The sequence below is a fragment of the Vibrio sp. VB16 genome, from assembly GCF_015594925.2.
Taxonomy (GTDB): domain Bacteria; phylum Pseudomonadota; class Gammaproteobacteria; order Enterobacterales; family Vibrionaceae; genus Vibrio.
On sequence record NZ_CP087590.1, the window covers coordinates 2,734,921 to 2,758,504 of the forward strand.

General features: G+C 43.0%; 23 protein-coding genes. 19 read left to right on the plus strand and 4 right to left on the minus strand.

The annotated features are described in order from the left end of the window. Nucleotides 1-58: 58 nt before the first annotated feature. The 3 genes from IUZ65_RS12390 to IUZ65_RS12400 form a co-directional block, all read right to left on the minus strand. A complete protein-coding gene (locus IUZ65_RS12390; protein WP_195704028.1) occupies nt 59-1,294 on the minus strand; it encodes an NAD(P)/FAD-dependent oxidoreductase in 1,236 nt (411 codons plus the stop codon). A 68-nt stretch (nt 1,295-1,362) separates the two neighbouring features. Next, entirely contained in the window at nt 1,363-2,430 is a 1,068-nt protein-coding gene (locus IUZ65_RS12395) for a methyltransferase (protein ID WP_195704029.1), read from the minus strand. 62 nt (nt 2,431-2,492) lie between these two features. Next, on the minus strand, nt 2,493-2,888 hold the full coding sequence (locus IUZ65_RS12400; RefSeq protein WP_195704030.1) for a hypothetical protein: 396 nt from the start codon (nt 2,886-2,888) through the stop codon (nt 2,493-2,495). A gap of 82 nt (nt 2,889-2,970) precedes the next feature. Between IUZ65_RS12400 and IUZ65_RS12405 the strand changes: the two genes are divergently transcribed. From IUZ65_RS12405 to IUZ65_RS12490, 18 genes are all read left to right on the plus strand, one after another. Continuing rightward, on the plus strand, nt 2,971-3,777 hold the full coding sequence (locus IUZ65_RS12405) for a beta-ketoacyl synthase chain length factor (protein WP_195704031.1): 807 nt from the start codon (nt 2,971-2,973) through the stop codon (nt 3,775-3,777). Then, a complete protein-coding gene (locus IUZ65_RS12410; RefSeq protein ID WP_231363587.1) occupies nt 3,770-4,561 on the plus strand; it encodes a lysophospholipid acyltransferase family protein in 792 nt (263 codons plus the stop codon). Before IUZ65_RS12405 ends, IUZ65_RS12410 begins: the two co-directional genes overlap by 8 nt. 29 nt (nt 4,562-4,590) lie before the next feature. Continuing rightward, nucleotides 4,591-4,848 carry a phosphopantetheine-binding protein gene (locus IUZ65_RS12415; protein WP_195704033.1) on the plus strand — a complete coding sequence of 86 codons (258 nt, stop codon included), beginning with the start codon at nt 4,591-4,593 and terminating at the stop codon, nt 4,846-4,848. Between the two features lie 15 nt (nt 4,849-4,863). Next, entirely contained in the window at nt 4,864-5,121 is a 258-nt protein-coding gene (locus IUZ65_RS12420; RefSeq protein WP_195704034.1) for an acyl carrier protein, read from the plus strand. Continuing rightward, nucleotides 5,121-5,675: a hypothetical protein gene (locus IUZ65_RS12425; RefSeq protein WP_229638050.1), complete on the plus strand. Its 555-nt coding sequence runs from the start codon at nt 5,121-5,123 to the stop codon at nt 5,673-5,675. The genes IUZ65_RS12420 and IUZ65_RS12425 overlap by 1 nt, the downstream gene beginning before the upstream one ends. A 21-nt stretch (nt 5,676-5,696) precedes the next feature. Beyond that, nucleotides 5,697-7,112: an AMP-binding protein gene (locus tag IUZ65_RS12430; RefSeq protein ID WP_195704035.1), complete on the plus strand. Its 1,416-nt coding sequence runs from the start codon at nt 5,697-5,699 to the stop codon at nt 7,110-7,112. 26 nt (nt 7,113-7,138) lie between these two features. Next, nucleotides 7,139-7,495, plus strand: a complete 357-nt coding sequence (locus IUZ65_RS12435) for an ApeI family dehydratase (RefSeq protein WP_195704036.1) — start codon at nt 7,139-7,141, stop codon at nt 7,493-7,495. A gap of 1 nt (nt 7,496) precedes the next feature. Then, nucleotides 7,497-9,176 carry a glycosyltransferase family 2 protein gene (locus IUZ65_RS12440; RefSeq protein WP_195704037.1) on the plus strand — a complete coding sequence of 560 codons (1,680 nt, stop codon included), beginning with the start codon at nt 7,497-7,499 and terminating at the stop codon, nt 9,174-9,176. Then, nucleotides 9,169-10,713 carry an HAL/PAL/TAL family ammonia-lyase gene (locus IUZ65_RS12445; RefSeq protein ID WP_195704038.1) on the plus strand — a complete coding sequence of 515 codons (1,545 nt, stop codon included), beginning with the start codon at nt 9,169-9,171 and terminating at the stop codon, nt 10,711-10,713. Before IUZ65_RS12440 ends, IUZ65_RS12445 begins: the two co-directional genes overlap by 8 nt. 38 nt (nt 10,714-10,751) lie before the next feature. Then, nucleotides 10,752-11,216, plus strand: a complete 465-nt coding sequence (locus IUZ65_RS12450; protein WP_195705102.1) for an acyl-CoA thioesterase — start codon at nt 10,752-10,754, stop codon at nt 11,214-11,216. Then, nucleotides 11,209-11,820 (plus strand): outer membrane lipoprotein carrier protein LolA, encoded by a 612-nt coding sequence (locus IUZ65_RS12455; RefSeq protein ID WP_195704039.1) that lies wholly within the window; start codon nt 11,209-11,211, stop codon nt 11,818-11,820. The genes IUZ65_RS12450 and IUZ65_RS12455 overlap by 8 nt, the downstream gene beginning before the upstream one ends. Nucleotides 11,821-11,893: 73 nt before the next feature. After that, nucleotides 11,894-14,161: an MMPL family transporter gene (locus IUZ65_RS12460; protein WP_443083743.1), complete on the plus strand. Its 2,268-nt coding sequence runs from the start codon at nt 11,894-11,896 to the stop codon at nt 14,159-14,161. Continuing rightward, the gene (locus IUZ65_RS12465; RefSeq protein WP_195704041.1) at nt 14,158-14,778 is read left to right on the plus strand and encodes a DUF3261 domain-containing protein; all 621 of its coding nucleotides are present in this window, start codon (nt 14,158-14,160) and stop codon (nt 14,776-14,778) included. Before IUZ65_RS12460 ends, IUZ65_RS12465 begins: the two co-directional genes overlap by 4 nt. 20 nt (nt 14,779-14,798) lie before the next feature. Further along, nucleotides 14,799-15,992 (plus strand): beta-ketoacyl-[acyl-carrier-protein] synthase family protein, encoded by a 1,194-nt coding sequence (locus IUZ65_RS12470; protein ID WP_195704042.1) that lies wholly within the window; start codon nt 14,799-14,801, stop codon nt 15,990-15,992. Beyond that, nucleotides 15,985-16,449 carry a hotdog family protein gene (locus tag IUZ65_RS12475; RefSeq protein ID WP_195704043.1) on the plus strand — a complete coding sequence of 155 codons (465 nt, stop codon included), beginning with the start codon at nt 15,985-15,987 and terminating at the stop codon, nt 16,447-16,449. Before IUZ65_RS12470 ends, IUZ65_RS12475 begins: the two co-directional genes overlap by 8 nt. Continuing rightward, nucleotides 16,446-17,171 carry a 3-oxoacyl-ACP reductase FabG gene (gene fabG / locus IUZ65_RS12480; protein ID WP_195704044.1) on the plus strand — a complete coding sequence of 242 codons (726 nt, stop codon included), beginning with the start codon at nt 16,446-16,448 and terminating at the stop codon, nt 17,169-17,171. Before IUZ65_RS12475 ends, fabG begins: the two co-directional genes overlap by 4 nt. Further along, nucleotides 17,168-18,397 (plus strand): beta-ketoacyl-ACP synthase, encoded by a 1,230-nt coding sequence (locus IUZ65_RS12485; RefSeq protein WP_195704045.1) that lies wholly within the window; start codon nt 17,168-17,170, stop codon nt 18,395-18,397. Before fabG ends, IUZ65_RS12485 begins: the two co-directional genes overlap by 4 nt. Before the next feature lie 130 nt (nt 18,398-18,527). Then, nucleotides 18,528-19,022, plus strand: a complete 495-nt coding sequence (locus tag IUZ65_RS12490) for a Fe3+-citrate ABC transporter substrate-binding protein (protein WP_195705103.1) — start codon at nt 18,528-18,530, stop codon at nt 19,020-19,022. A 69-nt stretch (nt 19,023-19,091) separates the two neighbouring features. On the opposite strand, the gene gltX is transcribed toward IUZ65_RS12490, so the two are convergent. Next, nucleotides 19,092-20,519: a glutamate--tRNA ligase gene (gene gltX, locus IUZ65_RS12495; RefSeq protein ID WP_195704046.1), complete on the minus strand. Its 1,428-nt coding sequence runs from the start codon at nt 20,517-20,519 to the stop codon at nt 19,092-19,094. 323 nt (nt 20,520-20,842) lie between these two features. On the opposite strand from gltX, the gene IUZ65_RS12500 reads away from it, so the two are divergent. Then, complete coding sequence (locus IUZ65_RS12500; RefSeq protein WP_229638051.1) at nt 20,843-23,575, plus strand: copper-translocating P-type ATPase; 2,733 nt, start codon at nt 20,843-20,845, stop codon at nt 23,573-23,575. Nucleotides 23,576-23,584 lie beyond the last annotated feature (9 nt).

The following is a 23,584-nucleotide window of genomic DNA, read 5'->3' on the forward strand; positions in this document are numbered from 1 at the left end:
GTACGAGTTGAACGCAAAAAAGCAGCTAACGCTGCTTTTTTTTGTATTCATAATAAGGTCAGCCACCGCAGATTTCCGCTAGAGTGGCCAATTTTTTTTCTGACTCTTTGACATAGGGGTTGCTTTCGTCCCAGGCATATCCGGCTAAAATGGCACAGATCATCTGTTTAATTCTAGGGTTTGCATTTTCATAAAAAATAACCTTTTGTAACTTGCCAGTATACCAACCATCTACATAGGTTTTAAATGCATCGACGCCAATTTTTAGCCTCTCGGAATAGTCAGTATCCCAATCAACAACATCACCAAGGAGCTGTTTTTCAACACAATCCGCCGCCAGTTTTGCTGAATACATCGCAATAGTGACACCCGAAGAGAAAACGGGGTCTAAAAACTCTCCTGCATTACCCAACAATGCAAATCGATTTGTTGCTAACGTACTGACATTCGCCGAGTAACCCATAATGGAATTAACATCAGTAATAAACTCGGCTTTCGACAATAGCTCATCCAATTCAGGCGCTTGGTGAACCATTCTTTTTAGGATCGAAAGTTCATCACCCTCACCGAATATTTCTGGCTCTCCCACTACGCCAAGAGAGCACTGCCCGTTCGAAAAAGGAATGAGCCAAAACCAGACATCTCGATTAAGCGGGTGAACCGTTATAAGAATCTTGTTTCTATCATAATAGGGCTTGCCCGACATGCTCTCTATATTATCAACAACATGAGTGAAAATTGCTTTTCTAGGCGGTAAAAAAGAAGGCTTTTCAAGTGCTAATAATTTAGGTAAAACACGTCCGAACCCGCTCGCATCCAGTACAAACTCTGCTTGTAGTTGGTAAATATTGCCAACGTTATCCTTCACTGACAAGATAGAGTCATTATTTCGCACTTCTATGGCTTGCACCTCGTGCTGAAATCGAATAGCTACACCTTGTTTCTGCGCTTCATCGGCTAAAACTTTGTCAAAGCTTGCTCTTTGAACCTGAAAGGTGGTTCCGGGGCCTGAAGTAAACTTATCCTCAAAATTAAACTCTTGGTATTGTTCACCACATCGAAATGCGGCGCCATCCTTGAACTGGAACCCTGCGGCCGCGACAGCATCACTCATCCCTGCAAGTTCTATCATCTCCATACAAGCAGGGAGCAGGCTTTCTCCTATAGAAAATCGAGGAAAAACATCCCTTTCGATAACAACAACATCAAAGCCTTTTTGCCGAAGCAATGAGGCGGCAATCGAGCCAGAAGGCCCGGCTCCGATAATAGCGATTTGTTTCTTTTCAATTTTCATTTCAGAAATGACTCTTCTACTGTCTGTCGATGTTGTCGAGGTATGTAATTGGTGTAATTCATTCTTAATTAGGCTGCGGAAAGTGTTAGCAGCGTATGACCAAGACCAATATTATCTGTGCGTTGTTTCACAACAAAACCTGCTTCATGAACAATTTCTAAGAAGTCCTCACTGCGATAAAAACGGCTGTTGCCATTCGCTAAACAGGTAAAGTAAAGTGACGTTGCATTCAAGCTATATTCAGCGGCATCATATTTCTGAGCATCCCAGAACAATTCCAATACATAAACAGTGGCGTCTTGTTCCATCGTGCTACGAACTTTTCTTAGAATATTTAGAATTTCTATCGGTGAAAAACAGTCTAAGAACTGACTCATCCACCAAACATCGGCTCCCGCTGGCAGCGTTTGGTTTTTATCTAACATGTTGGCTGGATAAGCGGAAACTCGTTTCTGAAAACCATTTTCCGTCACATTTTTCATTGCCAATTCTAGCTGTTGGGGTAGATCAACAATAGTCACCTTTACATCCGAATCATGCTTACAGCACTGCATGGCCCATTTGCCTGTATTACCACCAATATCAACCAACTGCTTCGGTTTATTAGCAAAAACAGTTTCTAACAGTACTGGAAACGACCGATCAGAATAGAAGTGATCGAAAGCAAACCAGCTCTGTTTCGCTTTTTCAGGTAATGAAGATAACCCTTGATAGATGGTTTCCCAATCACCGAGCTCTTTCAAACCAGCAGGTGTTCCCTCTTCAATCGCTTCAGTCAAATGCATCATTGCTGCGTAGCAAACATCGGCCGTGAAATCTAGATTTGCATTGGTCATACCGTCATGAAGAATAAAATGACCAAGATTGGCCAAGACATAATTAGGTTTATTCCAAAGAACGATATTGGCGCTAATCGCCATATCTAATAAGACCTTAACACCATATTCCGAGACATTTGAACGCACTGCCAAAGCCCCTGCATCTAACCCCTCGTCACCCGCATCATCAAGCACCTTGAGTATGCCTAAATCCCTCAATGTTCTCGCCGTATGGAATACAATAGGGGCAAAAGAGAGTTTTTGAGCTTCCGTTTTCGCTTCTAGAGCGTTAAATGGATCTTTAATGAAATTTGACACAAATAAACCTAATTAATTATTTTTGCTGTTACAGACAATATCGTTACATAGACACAATAGCGTTACTTAGAAATAGAAAGAAACGATAAATTCTTTTGAATATCAACATTTAAATTGTTTATCCAACGATTGTAATTGCGATGAATATTCCCATTAGCATCTGCTTTTAAGTTCTCTGAACTAACATACAGTATTGAGTAAAACTTTTCAGAATATGGCACACGCACACTGGCTTTATGACCGCGAGAATCTAATTCAAGCTCAACCTCATTGTTTCCTGCATTCTTCACTACCCAACCACGATTCGTCGCCGACTCTATAATCGCCATCTTCACTTGTTTCTTTTGAAGATCATAAGCAACTGGGGTATTCTCAACATCCAATATAGGTTGAACACGGCCACAACCGGCAAGAATCAAAACAAATAGTAAAGATACAAATACCTTAAAGAATTTCATTGCTACTACTCCTGTAAAATTAAGTTCATTCTAAATATTTCAGGCATAGTATTAATATAGTACCTACACAAATCAACAGTATATGACTAATAATAAAAATATCATTACATTCAAAGTAGACGAATATCACATCCTTTCAGAAAACATCGCCTCGACTGATGACTGGGATACATGGTTAAGCGATCCTGAATTTGAGTCAACCGCTAAAACACCTGTCCATCATATTCCTGGGATGATGCGAAGACGGATGAGCCCTTTAAGTAAAATGTCTGTTCAGGTAGCGTTGGAATTAATAGCGCGGCACAATATTGGGTATATCGTATTTTCTAGTCGTCATGGTGAATTACCAAGAACCGTTGAACTCATAAAGTCCATATTAGCCGGAGACGATGCATCACCAATGGCGTTTTCTCAGTCCGTTCATAACACAGCAGCAGGATTGACCACAATTGCGGCGAAACAGGCTATCCCTGTCACGTCACTTGCCGCAGGCCAAGATACATTTCATCAGGCATTGATCGAATCGTTTATCTATCTGTCTGAAAAAACAGAAACCTCCGAACTAACGGAAAAAAAGGTACTACTGGTTGATTTTGATGCGCCTCTGCCGGCTGAATACCAGGAATTTGAGCATGAACATTTCGTAACCTACGCGTTTGGGATGGTCCTTTCCGTAGGCGATGATTTCTGCATTACTTGGCAACGCAACACTCATCGCAGCAGTGACAGCATGACTAAATTCGAGAGCCCATCCATACCAGAAACGAACGAAAGGGCCGTCGCATCTCTTCCACAATCAATCAAATGTTTGCGACATTTATTAAGTAATGACCACGCTTGGTGCATATCTTCGTCCCGAACTCAATGGAGTTGGAATAGAGGTGCTTAATTTATTGCGCCAACTATGGATAAAATCCGATCAATGCTGGCGAGTATTCAGTACTGGATTTTGCTTTACACTTTTTGGTGTTGGTGGATTGATTCTCAGTTTTGTTTTAATCCCTTTTATTCAGCTGTTATCCAACAACAAGACCCAGAGTGAATATCGGGTTCAGCGTCTGATACAGATGACCTTTGATCTATTTTGTAAGATCATGAAGTTTACCGGTGCAATTGATTACAGCATTACCGGTGCCGAGAAGCTCGAACAAGACAAAGGCTGTTTAATTATTGCCAATCACCCAAGCCTTATTGACTATGTATTGATTGCTTCTCAACTTAAGCAGTGTGACTGTTTAGTAAAAGCCGCAATATGGGAAAACCCTTTTATTAAACGAATAGTCCAAGCCGCAGGATACATACCAAATAAGGAACCAGAAGCACTATTTACACAGTGCGATGAAAGATTCTCTAGTGGTAATGTTCTGTTGATATTTCCCGAAGGCACCAGAACAAAACAAGGTTTATCCACTAAACTGCAAAGAGGCGCTGCACAAATTGCGGTACGGTCAAAAGTGGACGTTAGGATAATAAATATCACAGTAAATCCCAGTTTTTTGACAAAAGAAGCAAAATGGTACCAAGTTCCGACAACTAAACCCTTTTTTCATGTTGAAGTGGAAGGTAAAATAGCCATAGAATCATTTCTTCGACAGACTAATTCAAACGCATCAGCCGCTCGAAATTTAAACCAACATTTTGAAGAAGTGTTATTTGAAAATAAAAAGGATTGAATCCTTTCATTAACAATAAGCAGGTTACAGTGGAAAACGTACATATAGAAATTAAGCAACTGATTATCGACGCATTAAATCTAGAAGACATTAGCGTTGATGATATCGAAACCGATGCCCCACTATTTGGTGATGGATTAGGTTTAGACTCTATTGATGCACTAGAGCTTGGTTTAGCTATTAAGAAAAAGTTTAACATTATCATCGATGCCGACGACAATAATACTCGTCAACACTTTTCTTCTGTTGCTAACCTTGCTTCTTACATCTCTTCTCAGACAAGCTAAATTGACGAAACTATTATGACAAACATAACCAAAGAAGATGTTTTCAATCAGGTAACAGATGCACTAGTAGAACTGTTTGAAATTGATAAAGCGGACATCAATCTCGAAGCCAAGTTATACCAAGAGCTTGATTTAGATAGTATCGACGCCGTTGACCTCGTTGTGCATCTTCAAAATGTTACAGGCAAAAAAATTAAGCCTGATGAATTTAAAGCGGTTCGAACAGTGCAAGATGTCGTCGACTCTGTTTACGACTTGCTTAAGACTGAATAATGAAATTGCTGACAATACTGTCAGCAATTTTGCTTCTAACCTATCCATTTGTTGTCTATTTTGGGATCGACAAACTTGGGATTGAAGCGATTGCTGTCGTTTTGATTCTTCTGTTTTTGATTCGAATTCTAGCGGGTTCTAAATCAAAACTTAAAGAACTAAAGTATCTAGCATGGGTGACGGGAGGAATCGGAATTGTCCTCCTCTCGTTGGGCGCTTTGCTGAATCAACAAGGTTGGCTCACTTATTATCCTGTTGTCGTTAGTACCTGCCTACTTGTCGTCTTTTGGTTAAGCTTGTCACAAGAACAGAGCCTAATAGAGCGGTTTGCTCGACTGCAAGAGCCTCAACTTGACCCCAAGGCCGTGTTGTACACCAGAAACGTAACCAAAGTATGGTGTGTGTTCTTTTTCATCAATGGTTCTATTGCTTTATCTACGTGCTTTATGCCGCTCTCCTATTGGACTTTGTATAATGGTTTTATCAGCTATATAGCCATGGGGCTTCTGTTTGCTATAGAATTTATTATACGCAAGCAGGTACAACAAAAGTAAAAGCCAATCAAACAGGCACTCATGAACAATAACTTCACACGATTACCACTGTGCTCACTGGCATCTGTACTAACACAAGCAAATAGGGCTGAATCTCTATTTGCTTTTGGTTCTGCTGGCAACAAAACGTGGTCCCATTTCGCCAACGATGTACACCTTTATTCTCTGTGGCTTTCTGGCAAATCTCAAACTCGATGGGCAATATGCATTCACGACAGTTATTGGTTTTCGGTCGCTTTTTTCGCGCTGAGTTACGCAAGTAAAGAGTTGGTCTTACCCGGAAATCATCAACCAGAAGCGATCCGCGAACTCTCATCTGAATTTGATGCTCTAATTCATGACAGTGCCATTTTTATACCTAATTTAATGGCACTTGACGGCGTTGAGGTTTTCAACATTGCTTCTGAATTGACCGTATCCGTCCCACAATCTAAATTGGCTTCAGATCTAAACCTAGGTAACGTCAAAGTCACTCTTTTCACTTCTGGATCGAGCGGAAAACCAAAAGCAGTTGCAAAGACCTTATCCCATTTCAATCATGAAATTGCTCAATTAGAACAGATATGGGGCGAAGAAATAGGATACTCTCGAGTACAAAGCACCGTATCCCATCAGCATATCTATGGACTTTTGTTCAGACTCCTTTGGCCAATCTGTGCTCAACGCCCATTTGCTAGAGAAAACCTAGACTATCCAGAACAGGTCATTAGTCACGCAGACAAACAATCCATATTAGTGAGTAGTCCAGCGCTATTGAAACGCTTAAATGTAGAGTCTTCCGAATCAGATTACAAAACGGTCTTTTCTTCCGGAGGTCCGCTCTCACCTAAAGCCTCGATTCAAAGCGAAGAGCAGTTGGGTTCACTACCCTACGAAGTCTTCGGCAGCACCGAAACGGGTGGTATAGGTTACCGACAACAATTTACCGACATCACACCTTGGCAGCTATTTCCCGATGTAAAAGCAAGGCTCAACGTCGAAGGTTGCATTGCTCTGCAGTCCGGTCATATCGATCCGGATAACTGGTATCAAACCAGTGACCAGTGTGAATTATTTGCAGATGGTTCCTTTTTATTAAAAGGCAGAACCGATCGTATAATCAAAATAGAAGAGAAACGTGTCTCTTTAGTCGAAGTGGAGGCTCGACTTCAAGGGTTAGAGTGGATAGAGGAAGCCGCCGTCATTACCATTGAAACCTCTGTGAGGCTAGATTTAGTCGCGGTTATCACTTTAAGCGAACATGGAAACGCGCAACTTGTTTCTATTGGCAAAGGGCAATTTTGGATAAACATTAGGAAATCACTTAGGCAATGGCTTGAACCTATTGCTATCCCACGTCGTTATCGTATTCTTGACGACATCCCCTTAAACAGTCAGGGAAAACGCCTGGTGAAAGAGATTGAGTCTCTATTTCACCATAACTCGAACATGGGTTAAGTACTCACTCTATAATCGTAGAAATAATGAAAAAAAGAAAACCATACATTCTATCGCAGAAAATCGAACCCTGTCGCGCGACGTTGGTCATCAAGGTGGATAGTGATATTCAGGATTTTGAAGGCCACTTCCCTGACTTCGCTCTGTTGCCCGGTGTGACGCAAATAGATTGGGTGCTCTTTTATGCCAAACAATTCCTCAATGTCTCTCGGCCGTTCGTTGGTATGGAAGTGATTAAGTTTCAATATCCTATCCTACCGGATGCGATTGTCACCTTGCAGCTAGACTGGGATGAGGACAAAAACAAACTTCAGTTTGCTTATACATCTGACCAAGCAACCACGCATTCAACGGGCAAGATAAAGCTTGGTAATAAGGAATAACATGTATAGTGCTTGCTTTCTCATTCCTTGCTACAACCACGGTTCGACCGTGGCGAATATCGTTGAGACACTCCGCCAATACGATATACCGATTATACTAATCGATGACGGCAGTGAGCTAGCTACGAGAACCGCCTTACAAGAACAAGCTCTTGCAAAAGACGTTACCCTTATAGCCCTATCAGAAAATCAAGGTAAGGGTGGAGCCGTGATAACGGGATTACATGCCGCTAATACGCTGGGTTACTCACATGCAATTCAAATTGATGCCGATGGTCAGCATGACCTTCAGACGCTACCTTCTCTTATCGCTCTATCGCAGAAAAACCCAAAAAATGTTATTTCGGGACAACCGATATATGATGAATCGGTTCCTAAATCGAGGCTCTATGGTCGATACATTACTCACATGTGGGTATGGATAGAAACCCTCTCCTTTGAGATAAAGGACAGCATGTGTGGATTTCGTGCTTATCCAGTAAAAGAAACCGTACAGGTACTAAATAAAAACTCGATTGGCAAGCGCATGGATTTCGATACAGAGATCATGGTACGCATGTATTGGGACGGAATCGAATTCAACTTTGTCGACACTCGTGTTATCTACCCAGTAGATGGTATCTCTCATTTTGATGCGCTGTGGGATAACATCAAAATAAGTACAATGCATACCAAACTGTTTTTCGGCATGTTGCCTCGAATCCCCACGCTGTTATCTCGTAAGCGCAAAGGTCAATCTCACTGGTCGACTAAATCCGAACGTGGAACGTTAATCGGTATCAAATTACTGCTTGCCATCTATTCATTCTTAGGTCGACCCATATTTACCCTTATTTTGCGCGCCGTAATGGGCTATTACTATTTGACTGGCAGTAACGCTAGAAAAGCATCCGAGCAATACATTACACAGGTTAAGGCCTACCATCAGAAGAATGGGATTACCACACCGAAAAAACTCACGTCATACCAACACCTGCTTTCTTTTGGACAAACAATATTAGACAAATTTGCGGCCTGGAAAGGCGACATCCGTTATCAAGATTTGACGGTTTCAGGTGCGGAGGTGTTAGACGATGTGGTTAAACAAAATCAAGGTATCATTCTGTTAGGTTCGCATCTGGGCAACATAGAGCTTTGTCGTGCAATGAGCAGAAAGCACAAACATCTGAAAATCAATGCTTTAGTGTTTACAGAACACGCCGAGAAATTTAATACCGTTATGAACGCCGTGAATCCAAATTCAAATTTGAACCTAATTGAAGTAACAGAGATGGGGCCTGATACGGCAATTAAACTACAACAGAAAATAGAACAGGGTGAATGGATAGTCATCGTAGGGGATAGAACCTCGGTTTCTAAAGAGAAACGCGTTATTTGGGCCGACTTTTTAGGCAAGCCCGCCCCCTTTCCACAAGGGCCTTTCATGTTAGCATCCGTATTAAAAGCACCAGTATTTTTACTGTTCGGTTTGCGAGATGAAAGTGCTGGGAAACCGCATTTTAATGTCTATTTTGAAGCCTTTAGAGACAAAATAGTTTTGCCAAGAGGCAAGCGAGAAGAAGCGTTACAAGAGGTTGTTCAAGACTATGCCCATCGGTTAGAGCACCACACGATTAGTGCACCATTGCAGTGGTACAATTTTTTTAATTTCTGGAATTTAAGCGACAACAATAATGATTAATACAGCTCAAAACAGTGTTCAGTTCGGTTCGGACCGTCTCACCATAGAAGACGTTGTTGCCATTTCTAAAGGTGCAAACGCTCAACTCAATGATTCTGATGCGTTTACAGGAAAAATAGACAGAGGTGTTGCTTTTCTTGAGCGATTATTAAAAGAAGAAGGGGTCATTTATGGCGTTACAACAGGATACGGGGATTCTTGTACCGTCGCAATTCCACCTGACCTAGTCGACGAACTGCCCCTACATCTAACCCGTTTCCACGGTTGCGGGATGGGGGATATCTTTTCCCCACAACAGACTCGTGCCGTATTAGCCACTCGTCTTTGTTCGTTGTCTCAAGGGTATTCAGGGGTATCACTCGATCTACTGAACCAGATAGTCACCCTAATAAACGAAGATATTTCACCACGGATACCTCAAGAAGGGTCTGTTGGCGCGAGTGGCGACCTCACACCCCTTTCTTATTTGGCTGCCGCCCTTATTGGCGAACGCGAGGTGATTTACAAGGGGGACATTCGCCCTACATCTGAAGTGTTTAATGAGCTGCATATTGACCCGATCAAACTCAGACCTAAAGAAGGACTGGCCTTGATGAATGGTACCTCAGTCATGACCGCCCTAGCATGCATTGCTTATAAAAGAGCCGAATATTTAGTACAGCTCACAACGAGAATAACCGCCATGGTTTCAGTTGGTATGCAAGGCAACGAATTTCACTTTGACGAAGCATTATTCGCCGTTAAACCACACCCAGGCCAGCAACAGATTGCAAGCTGGTTACGAAGTGACTTACGAGCAGAACGCCCACCACGTAACAGTGACCGATTGCAAGACCGTTATTCACTGCGCTGCGCACCTCATGTTATCGGTGCACTACAAGATAGCTTACCGTGGCTACGCCAAATGATTGAAAACGAACTCAACAGTGCGAATGACAATCCCATAATCGACGGTGATAATGAGCGCGTTTTACATGGTGGCCATTTTTATGGCGGCCATATCGCCATGGCAATGGATACACTTAAGACGGCGATCGCCAATCTAGCCGATTTACTCGACCGTCAAATGGCACAGCTTATGGATTACAAATTCAACAACGGTTTACCTTTCAACCTTACTGGTGCTCAAGGTGAAAGAAAACCAATCAATCACGGCTTCAAAGCGGTACAAATCGCCATATCGGCGTGGACAGCTGAGGCATTAAAACAGACCATGCCTGCCAGTGTTTTTTCTCGATCTACCGAATGCCATAACCAAGATAAAGTAAGCATGGGCACTATCGCCGCTCGTGATTGCTTAAGGGTATTAGAGTTAACCGAACAGGTTGCTTCTGCATCACTGCTTGCGGCGACTCAAGCAATTGAACTGCGTAAAAGACAAAGCGAGTTAGACGAGCAACATATGAGTGATACTCTAAAACAGATGCAATCCGATGTACTTGATGAGTTTGAATTTGTCGATGAAGACAGACCACTAGAAGGCGATTTGCGTAAATTTATGATGTTTATTCAACAACAACACTGGCCACTGTATTAAGGGTATCTATGACGGTTCATCATCAAGACCATACCGATATGCCAGGCAATAATAACGCCTCCGACACTACCTATGCACTAGAGTCTGAAGTCATTATCAAGCCTCTTTTTCAAGATGCCGACCCAATGGGTGTTGTCTATCATGGCAACTACTTTCGGTTTTTCGAACAGGCTAGACATGCCTTAATGGCAAAAATCAGCTACAGCTATCTGGAAATGAACGCATCAGGTTATATGTGGCCAATCATCGATACACGGGTTAAGTACGTCAAATCCATTCCTTTTGACCATGAGATTCGAGTTGTCGCAAAACTAACCGAATGGGAAAATCGATTAAGGGTTGATTACATCATCTTTGACAACAACACGGGAGAGCGAATGACAAAAGCGCATACAACGCAAGTTGCCGTGGAGATGGAAACAAAAGAAATGTGCTTCGTTTCCCCTAAAATATTCACTGATAGAGTGGCGCAGTGGCATATAAACGGAGAATTCAATGATTAAACAACGCACTATTGCACTCTATTTATTGTTAATCTTTTCGCCATTATTACAAGCAAAAAGCTTACAAGAGGTACAAACATTATTGTCCGCTCAAAGCCTTGTACGTGGCGATTTCGAGCAACACAGAACGATGGAGATGTTTAGTCAGCCTCTCACCTCTTCTGGCAATTTCATTATCCATAAAAAGAGTGGATTGTTGTGGCAACAAACGTCTCCTTTCCCAGTAAATATTATTCTTACGGACGAGAAACTAAGCCAGCAATTTGCCAATCAACCCGCTCAGGTAATGACAGAGAAGGAAAACCCCATGGCGTTTTATTTCAGCCATATATTCCTTTCACTGTTTGATGGTAATGCACAACAACTTAACCAACAATTCACGACATCATTTAATGACAACGCAGAGGCTTGGACCTTAACGCTAACGCCTAATCAAGCGCCGCTTAACGCCGTGTTCAGTGACATAACGATTGCCGGCACTCTTTACATCAACCAGATAGAACTGACCGAGATTCGCGGAGATAAAACCACCATTCTATTTAGCAACCAAACCGAACAACCCAACGCCCTGACGCCCGATGAAAGCGCCCTTTTCCGCTTTTAAAGCGGGTCTTACCCCCTTCTTCGTTGCGCATTCGGGTTTTACTCGAAGCCTTGCGCTCATCTGGCTGATCGTCATGATGGGTTGCATCGGAGTGCTTGTGCAAAAAACGTTGGGAGGTAAACCACTTCCAATAGAGACTAATATTCTTGCCTTATTGCCAAAAAACCAGCAAGACCCGATTGCGCAACAAGCCTTTGACAAAATAGCCAGCGCGATGAGTAACAAAGTCGTATTCCTGTTAGAAGGCTCAGATAAAAAACAACTGACTGACGCCGCGCAACAGTTTGAGCAATCAATTACCACACTCGGCTTATTTTCAGACATTACCGGTGAAATATCTGAATCAGATCAACAAGCTTGGGCCAATTTCTATTACCCAAAACGATTCCAATTGCTTACGGATACGCAAAAAACAAGACTCTCCTCATCTACAGGTCTTCAAACGCAATATGTATTGCAGTCCATCTACAATCCTTTTTCTGGTGTCACTGGACAAGAGTTGGCTAACGACCCCTTCTTACTTTTTCGTGATTATTTAACCTCGCTCTCAACCCTGTCTGGGGACTTTCAACTTGACCATGGATACTTGAGCAAGAGTGTTGAAGACAAACACTACATATTGATTGCCGCGGAACTCAATGGCTCACCTTATAATCTAGCGATTCAAGACAAGCTTTCTAAGCTTGGGTTCATGGAGCAGACACTGACTCAGCAATACGCGGTTAAGGTGATGCACACAGGCGTGATCTTCTATGCGACATATGGTACTCAAAGCGCAAAATCTGAAATAAGCACCATTGGGCTCGGTTCATTAGTCGGCGTAATTACTTTATTGCTGTTGGTCTATCGAAGCCCATTACCACTAGCCTTATCCCTACTCTCTATCAGTTGTGGGTTTATTGCCGCATTTACGGGATGCCTGATTATTTTTGGTAAAATCCATCTGTTTAGTTTAGTTTTCGGAACAAGCTTAATTGGGGTTTCCATTGACTACTCATTTCACTACTTAACTGAGCGATTAGTCGCGGGAAAAGCATGGGACTCATATCTCGCGCTTAAACAGATATTTGGTGCGATAACACTCGGGCTAATTACCAGCTTGGTCGGTTACTTAGGTCTGCTTGTTGCACCATTTCCAGGCTTACAACAACTGGCACTATTTTCAGCAATTGGCCTAACCGCCGCTTATATTTCAGTCGTCACTTGGTACCCTATATTGGCCAGACAACCATCTAAATCACGAACGTTTCCCATAGAAACGCTATCGTTCAAATGGTTATCGCTTTGGAGTTCAACATCATTTAGGGTTGTTTTTCCGAGTTTATTGTTGATAGTCGGTTGTTTTTTCCTTTCTCAAACGCACTATAACGACGATGTTAGACAGTTACAGGCAACACCAGTAGAGCTCAAACTCATAGAACAGAAAATTGAACAACTTTCTGGTGTTGATTCTAGCCAACAAATGTTACTAGTGTCGGCGGCCGATGAACAAGCTTTGTTAGATAATCTGCATACTTTGAGCCTAGAGCTAGACAACTGGATAGCCCTCGGCCTCCTATCTGGTTATCAAAATATAACGCAGTACCTGCCTAGTATTAAGCAACAAAGATTGAATTTTAGTTTGGTGAAAAAACTCTACCAATCTCAGGCTAGTGAATTACAAAAAGCCATGCAACTCAAACAGACTCCAGTATTAAAAGACACTTTTGTGCCGATTACTGTCCACGATTATCTACAGTCTGATAGTTCGCAACCCACGCGCTTCCTCTGGCTAGGCGATATCGCAGGTAAAAGCTATTCTATTGTGCTGCTCAAGAACATGACCAAGGTAACCACGGTAAAGAATTGGACCGAGAGCAATGACGACATAAGATACCTAGATAAAACAGATGAAATATCCACTTTATTTGGTGAATATCGAGAAAAAATAACCGAGTTACTGATTGCGGCTTTAGTGGTAATTTGGTTTATTCTAGGTTGGCGATATAGCTTTAAGCAAGCAAGTAAAATGGTTGCGCCTCCTATTATTGCCTCCATTTGTGCGCTGGCGATCACCAGCCTAAATGGAACAGAGCTAAACCTATTTAACCTTCTGGCGTTGGCACTCATTTTGGGCATAGGTATCGATTATACGCTCTTTTTTGCACAACCTAGGCAACATAAAGGCACCCTCTTAGCGATTACGTTATCAGCAATGACAACCATTCTGTCATTTGGCCTTCTCGCAATGAGTAATACTCATGCCATCCACAGCTTTGGTATAACGGTACTAACAGGGATTTTCGTTGCATGGCTACTTGCTCCTATCGCTATGAATTCAGACATTGAAGGTAAACAATGACACATTTAGGTATGACAGCTTTAAAAATTAGTAAACTGACTCTAATGACTTATTTATTATTGAGTCTATTCGGTTGCACATCACTGCAGACTCAACCAAATACGTTCGTCGATATTGCACCAAATACATCCGTTCAATTACCGCGGCCTAAAGACCTCCAACTGGACATCACAGTAAACCAACTTATTACGGCAGAATGGAATGATGCAACGCACCAGTTACCTGTATTATTAGAGGTGAATGAACGTTCAGTTAGATTGGCTGGGTTTTCATCCTGGGGGACGCGTATTCTTAGCCTTGAATATACCGAAGACAATATCGAATCTGAAGTGCTAACGGGCTTAGGAACATCCCTTCCCGACCCTAAGCAAGTATTGTTTTATCTAATGATTACTCTGGGGCCACAAGAGGTATGGCAAACTAAACTCGATGATATCGGTTGGAAGCTAACTGAATCCGCTCACTTGCGCACATTATTTAATGAGCAAGGGAAAGAAGTTGTTATTATTCAGTATACTAACGAAAATAAGTTGGCTGGAGACATACATATGAGAAACACCATCTCCAATTACCGAATCACTATTCAAACATTATCCTTGTCACAGACATCGATGTAGCCTGGCTTTAATAACAAAAAATGAATACACGTAATCAATACCCCATTTTTATCCAAGCCTGTGGATTCAATTCTGCATTGGGCGAAAACCATCACGATATCCATAAAAGGTTGCGCGAACAACTGTCTCCAGACATGGTCATTGTTAATGATTTACTCAACGATGGTCATTCAACGGTGGTGGGGCAAGTAAGTAATGCGCTGCCAGCATTACCAGACCATCTCAGCCATTTCGATAGCCGTAATAATCGCCTAGCACTTTCTTCCTTGCAACAGATAGAAGGCGAAATAAAGCAAGCTGTTGGACAATATGGCCGCAATCGAGTGGCCGTAATTATTGGCACCAGCACCTCTGGTATCTCAGATGGAGAAAAAGCGTTAGACACCCTATTCGACTCTGGGTCTTTTCCGACCAGTTATCACTACAACAAACAAGAATTAGGTAATCCTGCGGAATTTGTGGCCGAGTACTTTGACCTTGAGGGTCCTTGTTATTCAATATCAACAGCCTGCTCTTCAAGCGGTCGCGTCTTCTTATCGGCAAAAAGAATGCTCAAAGCGAATCTGGTCGATGCGGTTATTGTCGGTGGTGTCGACTCTTTGTGTAGACTCACCCTCAACGGTTTTCGTTGTCTAGACGCCCTATCGTCGACGCTTTGCAAACCCTTTGATAAAAACAGAGATGGCATTAATATTGGTGAGGCGGCTGCATTCATGTTGCTTTCAACTGAGCCGACTGAATCAAACATTGCCTTGTTAGGTGCGGGAGATAGCTCTGATGCTCATCATATTTCTGCTCCACACCCAGACGGGAAAGGAGCAGTCGAAGCGATGACAAAAGCACTCGTCGATGCTCAAATGGACGCGAGTGAGATTGGGTATGTCAACGCGCATGGCACCGCAACACAGCTAAATGACGCAATGGAAAGCAAAGCGATTGCTTGCTTATTTAACCGTGTCCCAGTAAGTTCTACCAAGCCATTAACAGGACACACCCTTGGTGCGGCAAGTGCCGTAGAGGCCGCAATAAGCTGGCATATATTGACTTATGCACTACCTCTTCCAAGTCAAAAAAATGATGGTGGATTCGATAACCTGCCTATTCAGTTAGTCAAAAGAGATCAATACTTGCCACCAGCTAAAGCCATTTTAAGCAATTCATTTGCCTTTGGTGGAAACAACATAAGCCTTATTTTTGGATATGCTAATGAGTAACTATCCTTCGATAGAAACACTAATACCACACGCGTCACCGATGATATTCATCGATGAGGCCATTGCCATAGAAACAGAGAGCATTCACTGCAGAGTCACGGTGAAAGCGACAAATCTCTTTTTTAATCAAGAATCCAATGCGATTCCGGCCTACGTTGGCATTGAGTTTATGGCGCAATCAATTTCTGCGTGGTCAGGCTACCATGCAGGTTTAAAGGGTCAAGCCTCACCCATCGGTTTTCTGCTCGGTAGTCGACGATACCATGTGTCCGTTGAACAGTTTTTAGAAGGCTCAGTTCTGGATATCTATGCGCATCAGATAATGGAAAATAATGGAATGGCGGTATTCAGCGGTAGAATAGAGCATAAAGGCGATGAAATTGCACAGTGCCAACTTAATGTTTATGTACCAAGCAAAGAAAAATTACAAGAAATGAAAACGAAGGATCGCAAATGAGCAGACAAGTACTTGTTACGGGCGCCAGCAAAGGGTTAGGCAGAGCTATTGCGGTTCAGCTTGCAAAAGACGGCTTTATGGTTATCGTCCATTACATGGGGGATAAAGAAGGTGGTCAAGCAACGCTCTCTAGGATTGAGAATGAGGGTGGTCAAGGCAGATTGATACAGTTTGACATCAGTCATCGTCAAGAGTGCAAATCAAGATTGGAAGCCGATATCAATCAATTTGGGGCTTATTACGGCATCGTAAACAATGCTGGCATTACCCGCGACACCGCTTTCCCTGCCATGACAGAAGAAGAATGGGACGGCGTAATCCATACCAATTTAGACAGCTTTTATAATGTTTTGCACCCCTGTGTTATGCCCATGGTACAAAAGCGAAAAGGTGGTCGGATTGTCACGATGGCTTCCGTATCCGGCATTATGGGCAATCGTGGTCAAACCAACTACAGTGCGGCCAAAGCGGGAGTCATCGGGGCAACGAAATCTCTTGCATTAGAATTAGCAAAAAGAAAAATCACCGTGAACTGCGTCGCACCAGGCTTGATTGACACGGGTATGATCGACGAAAACGTAAAAGAGCACGCCCTACCTCAAGTGCCTCTGCGTAGAATGGGGGAACCTGAAGAAGTCGCTGGCTTAGTCAGTTACCTAATGTCCGATGTCGCCGCCTATGTCACTAGACAGGTAATTTCTATAAATGGAGGCTTAATATGAGTCGTCGTGTTGTTGTCACCGGAATGGCCGGTGTAACCGCTTTGGGAAATGATTGGAAGACAGTGGAGTCAAAACTTAAAGCATGTGAAAACGCCACCAAATACATGCCAGACTTCGAACAATATGATGGCCTCAATACTAAACTTGCGGCACCCATTGAGGATTTTGAATTACCAAAGCATTACACCCGAAAAAAAATTCGCTCTATGGGACGTGTGTCTAAGCTTGCAACACTCGCGAGCGAGAATGCACTTATTCAAAGTGGATTAATTGGCAATGACGTACTAACCAATGGGCAAACGGGCGTAGCGTACGGCTCGTCAACTGGTAGTACGGATGCGGTAGGTGCTTTCGGTGTAATGCTAAATGAAAAAACAACCAAAGCTATTACCGCGACAACCTATGTCCAGATGATGCCACATACCACAGCGGTGAACGTTGGACTTTTCTTTGGTCTTAAAGGGCGAGTTATCCCAACCAGTAGTGCTTGCACTTCAGGTAGCCAGGCGATTGGTTATGCCTTCGAAGCCATTAAACACGGCTATCAAACCGTGATGGTCGCGGGAGGTGGTGAGGAGTTATGCCCAACAGAATCTGCCGTGTTTGATACGCTATTCGCGACGAGCTTGAAAAACGAAGCTCCAAAAACAACACCAAGACCCTACGATACAGATCGAGACGGTTTAGTCATCGGAGAAGGTGCAGGTACTCTCGTCCTAGAAGAATACGAACACGCCATGGCCCGCGGTGCAAAGATCTATGCTGAGTTAATAGGGTTTGCAAGCAACTGCGATGCAACGCATGTTACTCAACCCCAAATGGAAACGATGCAATTTTGCATGGAGATGGCCTTAATCGATGCCAACCTAGACGCCGATAAAATTGATTATATCTCGGCACATGGGACTGCCACAGATCGTGGCGACATTGCGGAGAGCAATGCGACGGCAAATATCTTTAACAACAGTGCACCGATCAGTTCGCTAAAGAGTTATTTCGGCCATACACTCGGCGCATGCGGAGCGATCGAAGCTTGGTTGAGCATTGAAATGATGAATTCTGGTTGGTTTAGCCCAACACTCAATTTGGACAAATTAGACGAACGATGTGGAAAGCTTGACTATATAACAGGGAATGGTCGAGAAATAGAGTGTCATTACCTAATGAGCAACAACTTTGCCTTTGGTGGCATTAACACTTCGCTCATTTTTAAAAAACACAACTGATTGATTTTTATAAATATCATAAAATGCCTTGTTATCTGTAAGGCATTTTTGCTTTATGCTTCTTCATATTTTGCTATTTATGACATACTATTTATAAATAACAGATGTATCATTAAATGCCTAATAGATGATGAGTAAAAGTAATCTAACATCCAATACCGGTCACCGTTTTATTTCTAAAGGTAAGACCGCTTACAAAATACATATCCATACACCAGACGATACTATCTTACATCGTTCAGTGGGGTTCATTCGGATTGGTGAAAAGAAAGCACTAGAAAAAGCCCTTCAGAAAAGAAACGAACTCGGAAAAGAAATGTGGGGTAAATTTTGGCACCGACTGCTAAAAGACGCCTATCTGATGACTCGCCTTCCCCATGATTTAGAACCCAAGATTATCTATAAATCCAAAGACCCGGAAACCAGCCAAGGATATTACATTGCTAAGTGGCGAGAATACTTGGGTGACGGTAAATTTAATTACCGCAGCACGGTTTGCTCTATTGATAAGCACGGAAAACTCGCGGCCTATTCAAAAGCCAAGCGCGCGCTATTAGAAGCACATAAAGAGAATATCGATCTACTGTTGTTTATGGGTAGACTGAACAGCATTGATTTAAAGTAGTTCTTGAATTTCATACAAAAAAAACCTCACATTAATGTGAGGTTTTTTTACTTTTAACGACAATAAAACTTATTGTGCATTCGCTTCACGTTGGGCGATGAACTCTAACGCCATATTGATACGAGTCGTCACACGATCTTTGCCAACAAGTTGCATGACAACATCAACAGAAGGCGACTGACCACCACCGGTCACTGCGACGCGAAGTGGCATACCAATTTTACCCATACCAATTTCTAACTCAGCGCAAACCTGCTCAATGACACCATGAAGGTTCTCTGTTGACCACGCCTCGAGCGCGCCTATTTTGCTTAGTGCCAACTCTAAAGGCCCTTTAGCAACTCCGCGCAGGTGTTTTTTCGCCGCTGCGGCATCAAACGCTTGGAAATCTTCATAGAAATAGCGAGATTGGCTTGCAAGTTCAACCAATGTATTACAGCGTTCGCCGACTAAAGTGATCACGTCTTCGATAGCAGGGCCATTCTCTATATTGATGCCTTGAGTATCTAAATGCCATTGTAAATGCTTTGCCACGTAGGCTGGTTCTGAAGACTTGATATAGTGGTTATTTAGCCAGTTCAACTTGTCAGTATTGAAGGCTGAGGCCGACTTGCTAATAGCATCTAGGCTAAACATTTCGATCATCTCTTCTTGGGAGAAAATCTCTTGGTCTCCATGAGACCAGCCTAAACGAACGAGATAATTGTTCAACGCATTGGGTAGATAGCCTTCATCACGATACTGCATAACGCTCACGGCACCGTGACGCTTAGATAGTTTAGCGCCGTCATCGCCTAGAATCATTGCACAGTGCGCAAACGTTGGAATAGGCGCACCCAACGCTTGGTAGATATTGATTTGACGAGGCGTGTTGTTAATGTGGTCTTCACCACGAACAACATGAGTAATGCCCATGTCCCAGTCATCAACGACGACACAAAAATTATACGTTGGAGATCCATCAGTACGACGAATAATCAAATCATCTAACTGCTCGTTGCTGATCTCAATTCGGCCACGAATTTGGTCATCAAATACTACGCTGCCTGCTTTCGGATTGCGGAATCGAATCACACAAGGGTCACCTTCATTTGCAGCAGCATTAACCGCAACAATCTTTGGATGATTGGCATCGTAACGCGCCATCTCTTTGTTTGCTTCTTGCTCTGCACGAATCTCGTCAAGTAGCGCTTTAGAGGCATAACATTTATAAGCTTTATCTTCACCGAGAAGTTTATCAACCATCTCATTGTAACGGTCGAAACGTTTGGTTTGATAATAAGGGCCCTCATTCCATTCCAAACCCATCCACTGCATACCTTCAAGAATCGCATCAACCGCTTCTTGAGTTGAACGTTCGATATCGGTATCTTCAATACGTAAAACGAATTCACCACCTTGGCTTTTAGCGTAAAGCCAAGAGTATAGTGCTGTTCGTGCACCGCCAACGTGAAGGTAGCCTGTAGGGCTAGGAGCAAAACGAGTTTTAACCGTCATTAATAAATACCTTAGAAAATTAAAGGTGCAGCTGAAATGCTGCATAGATAAATACCCAAAATAGTTGGTGGTGCAGCTAGGCGACAAGTAAGCAAAGCCCCATGAACATAGATTACTATGCGGTAGGGGTAAGCGAGCGCCGTCAACAACGATGCAACTTCAAGTATGACGGGTAAAGATAAAAGTAGCGGTATTTTAACACCGTGTTGCTCTTTTTCTCAATAACTCCTTTTGTCTACATGACAGTTTGGCAACTAAAGTGTTGACCTTACCTTAGGGTTAAGGTTTATCTTTACAATAACAGCATAGAATTGGAACGAATTATGACTCAGTTTGATATATCACTTAGTGGCTTAAGTTGTGGCAAATGCGTAAGCAAGTTAACCAAGAGCCTAGCTCTCCTTTCCGACACCGAGTTATTATCTATCGATAAGACATCCGTGTCGGTTAATACCTCGCGCTCGTTGCTGGAGATCATCGCTGATATCGAAAGTAACAAGTATCAAGCAGGAAACCATATAACACTTAATCTCTCGGGTTTACGTTGCGGAAAGTGTGTCGGAAAGGTACGTGATAGCTTATCGACAAATACACAGATTGCCCGATTTGAGGTGTCCAAAACTTCGCTGTCACTCGTCACCACGCTAGACCAGAATTCCGTGATAGAAATAGTAGAAGGCCTTGGATTTAATGCAACATCTGAAACCGATGACCATGTAGACCCAAAACAAGAATCAGAACCAGAAACCACAAACATCCCTGAAATGGCGGCTTTAGCAGTACCAAAAACCGAAACCAAAGCCTTCATTCAAAAAACACTGACCGCTCCGCAGTCAAATACACTTAACCTTATTTTACAAGGCATGACCTGCGCAAGTTGTGTGGCCTCGGTAGAGAAAGCCTGTCTCTCCGTTGACGGGGTGCAAAAAGCACAAATTAACCTAGCTGAACAAAGTGCGGTTATATCCACAGATATCAACGGTAACATCCGCGATTTGTTATTGAAGTCGATCAAAGATGCAGGATACAGCGCATCCATTATTGAAGACGAAGCAAGTCAGCAAGAAGAACTTCAAGCTGCACATATTAAGGCTCAAACAAGACACAAAAAGAGCGCCACTATCGCTCTAGCTATGGGAGCGCCATTAATGCTATGGGGGCTTTTGGGGGGCAACATGATGATACGGAATACCTCAGATCAATTGGTCTGGGGGATGATCGGTGCTATCTGTCTCTTACTATTAGCAACCGCTGGTCGAAGTTTTTATACCAATGCGTGGCAATCATTGATCCACAAGCGCGCGACCATGGACACGCTCGTTGCACTTGGGACTGGCGCGGCATGGTTCTATTCAATACTGGTTGTTGTCTCTCCTAGTTGGTTCCCAGCGGCTTCAAGACACGTCTATTTTGAAGCCAGTGCAATGATTATTGGATTAATCTCACTTGGGCACTATATAGAGGCGAAAGCCAAACTACGTACGACCGAATCGTTACAGTCTTTAATTGGTCTTCAGGTGAAAACCGCTACAGTTCGTCAAGGAGACGAAGATATTGTAATGCCGATCGGTTCCATCACGCAGGGGATGTTACTACTGATAAAACCCGGAGAAAAAATCCCTGTCGATGGAGACGTGGTAGAAGGTGAGTCTTACGTTGACGAAGCGATGTTAACGGGAGAACCGATTCCAAAGCTAAAGGTTATCGGTGATAACGTGTCAGCGGGTACGATAAACAGCGATGGTAGTCTGTTTATTCTCGCCACAGGGGTTGGCAGTCAAACCATGCTGGCAAGAATCATTCAGCTGGTCCGTCAAGCCCAAAGCAGCAAGCCAGCTATCGCAAAGCTTGCCGATTCAATATCGGCGATATTTGTCCCCGTCGTGGTTGGTATTGCGATTTTTTCTGCGCTCATTTGGTGGTGGGTTGGCCCAGACCCTAAAGCCAGTTATATGATGATTGTATCGACCACAGTCCTGATTATAGCTTGTCCTTGCGCACTCGGACTCGCCACCCCACTTTCTATTACCGTAGGGGTAGGCAAAGCGGCAGAACTTGGCATATTAATCAAAGACGCCGATGTCTTGCAAAATGCCAGTAAAATCGACACCGTCGTTTTTGATAAAACCGGGACATTAACGCTTGGTAAACCATCTATTCAAGAATTTCAGGTCCTCAACGACATGGATGAAGAGACATTTTTACAATCCATTTATGCACTCGAAAGTCATTCTGAACATCCGCTAGCAGGGGCTATATGTCAATTCGCTAAGGAGAAAAACATCCCCTTGAATGCGGCAACGGATGTACAAAACCAAAGAGGAAAAGGCTTATCCGGTAAAGTCTCGGGGACGGCGGTTTCTGTAGGCTCAGTTAATTTTATCCGCTCTCAAGGTATTAAGATTGAAGACAACCGCATTTCGAGCTATTTAGCTAAAGCGTGGACCGTAGTAGCGGTAAGTATTGATCATCAATTCGCGGGAATAATCGCTATTTCAGATCCCATTAAAAAGGATGCACTTGAAGCCATCGCATTACTACAAGCAAATAAAATAAATGTCGTATTACTAAGTGGTGACAATCAAATCGTTGCGGAGAAAATTGCAAAAGAGATCGGTATAAAACAGGTCATTGCCGGCGTTCTCCCAGACGAAAAAGCGCACCATATACAAAACCTACAATCGTCAGGAAGGATAGTGGCGATGGTCGGTGACGGTATAAATGACGCACCTGCATTAGCACAAGCCGATATTGGCATCGCAATGGGCAGTGGCTCTGATGTCGCAATAGAAAGTGCTCAGATGACCTTGCTCAACTCTTCTCCTATTGCCGTCAATAGTGCCATTGAATTATCAAAAGCAACGGTAAGAAATATGAAGCAAAATTTGTTTGGGGCCTTTATCTATAACTCCATTGGCATTCCAGTTGCAGCCGGAGTTCTGTATCCTATGTTTGGATTCCTACTTAGCCCTGTATTTGCAGGAGCGGCAATGGCGTTATCTTCGATAACGGTGGTCAGCAACGCCAACCGATTAAGATTTTTTAAAGTAAAATAGGCCTTAAAT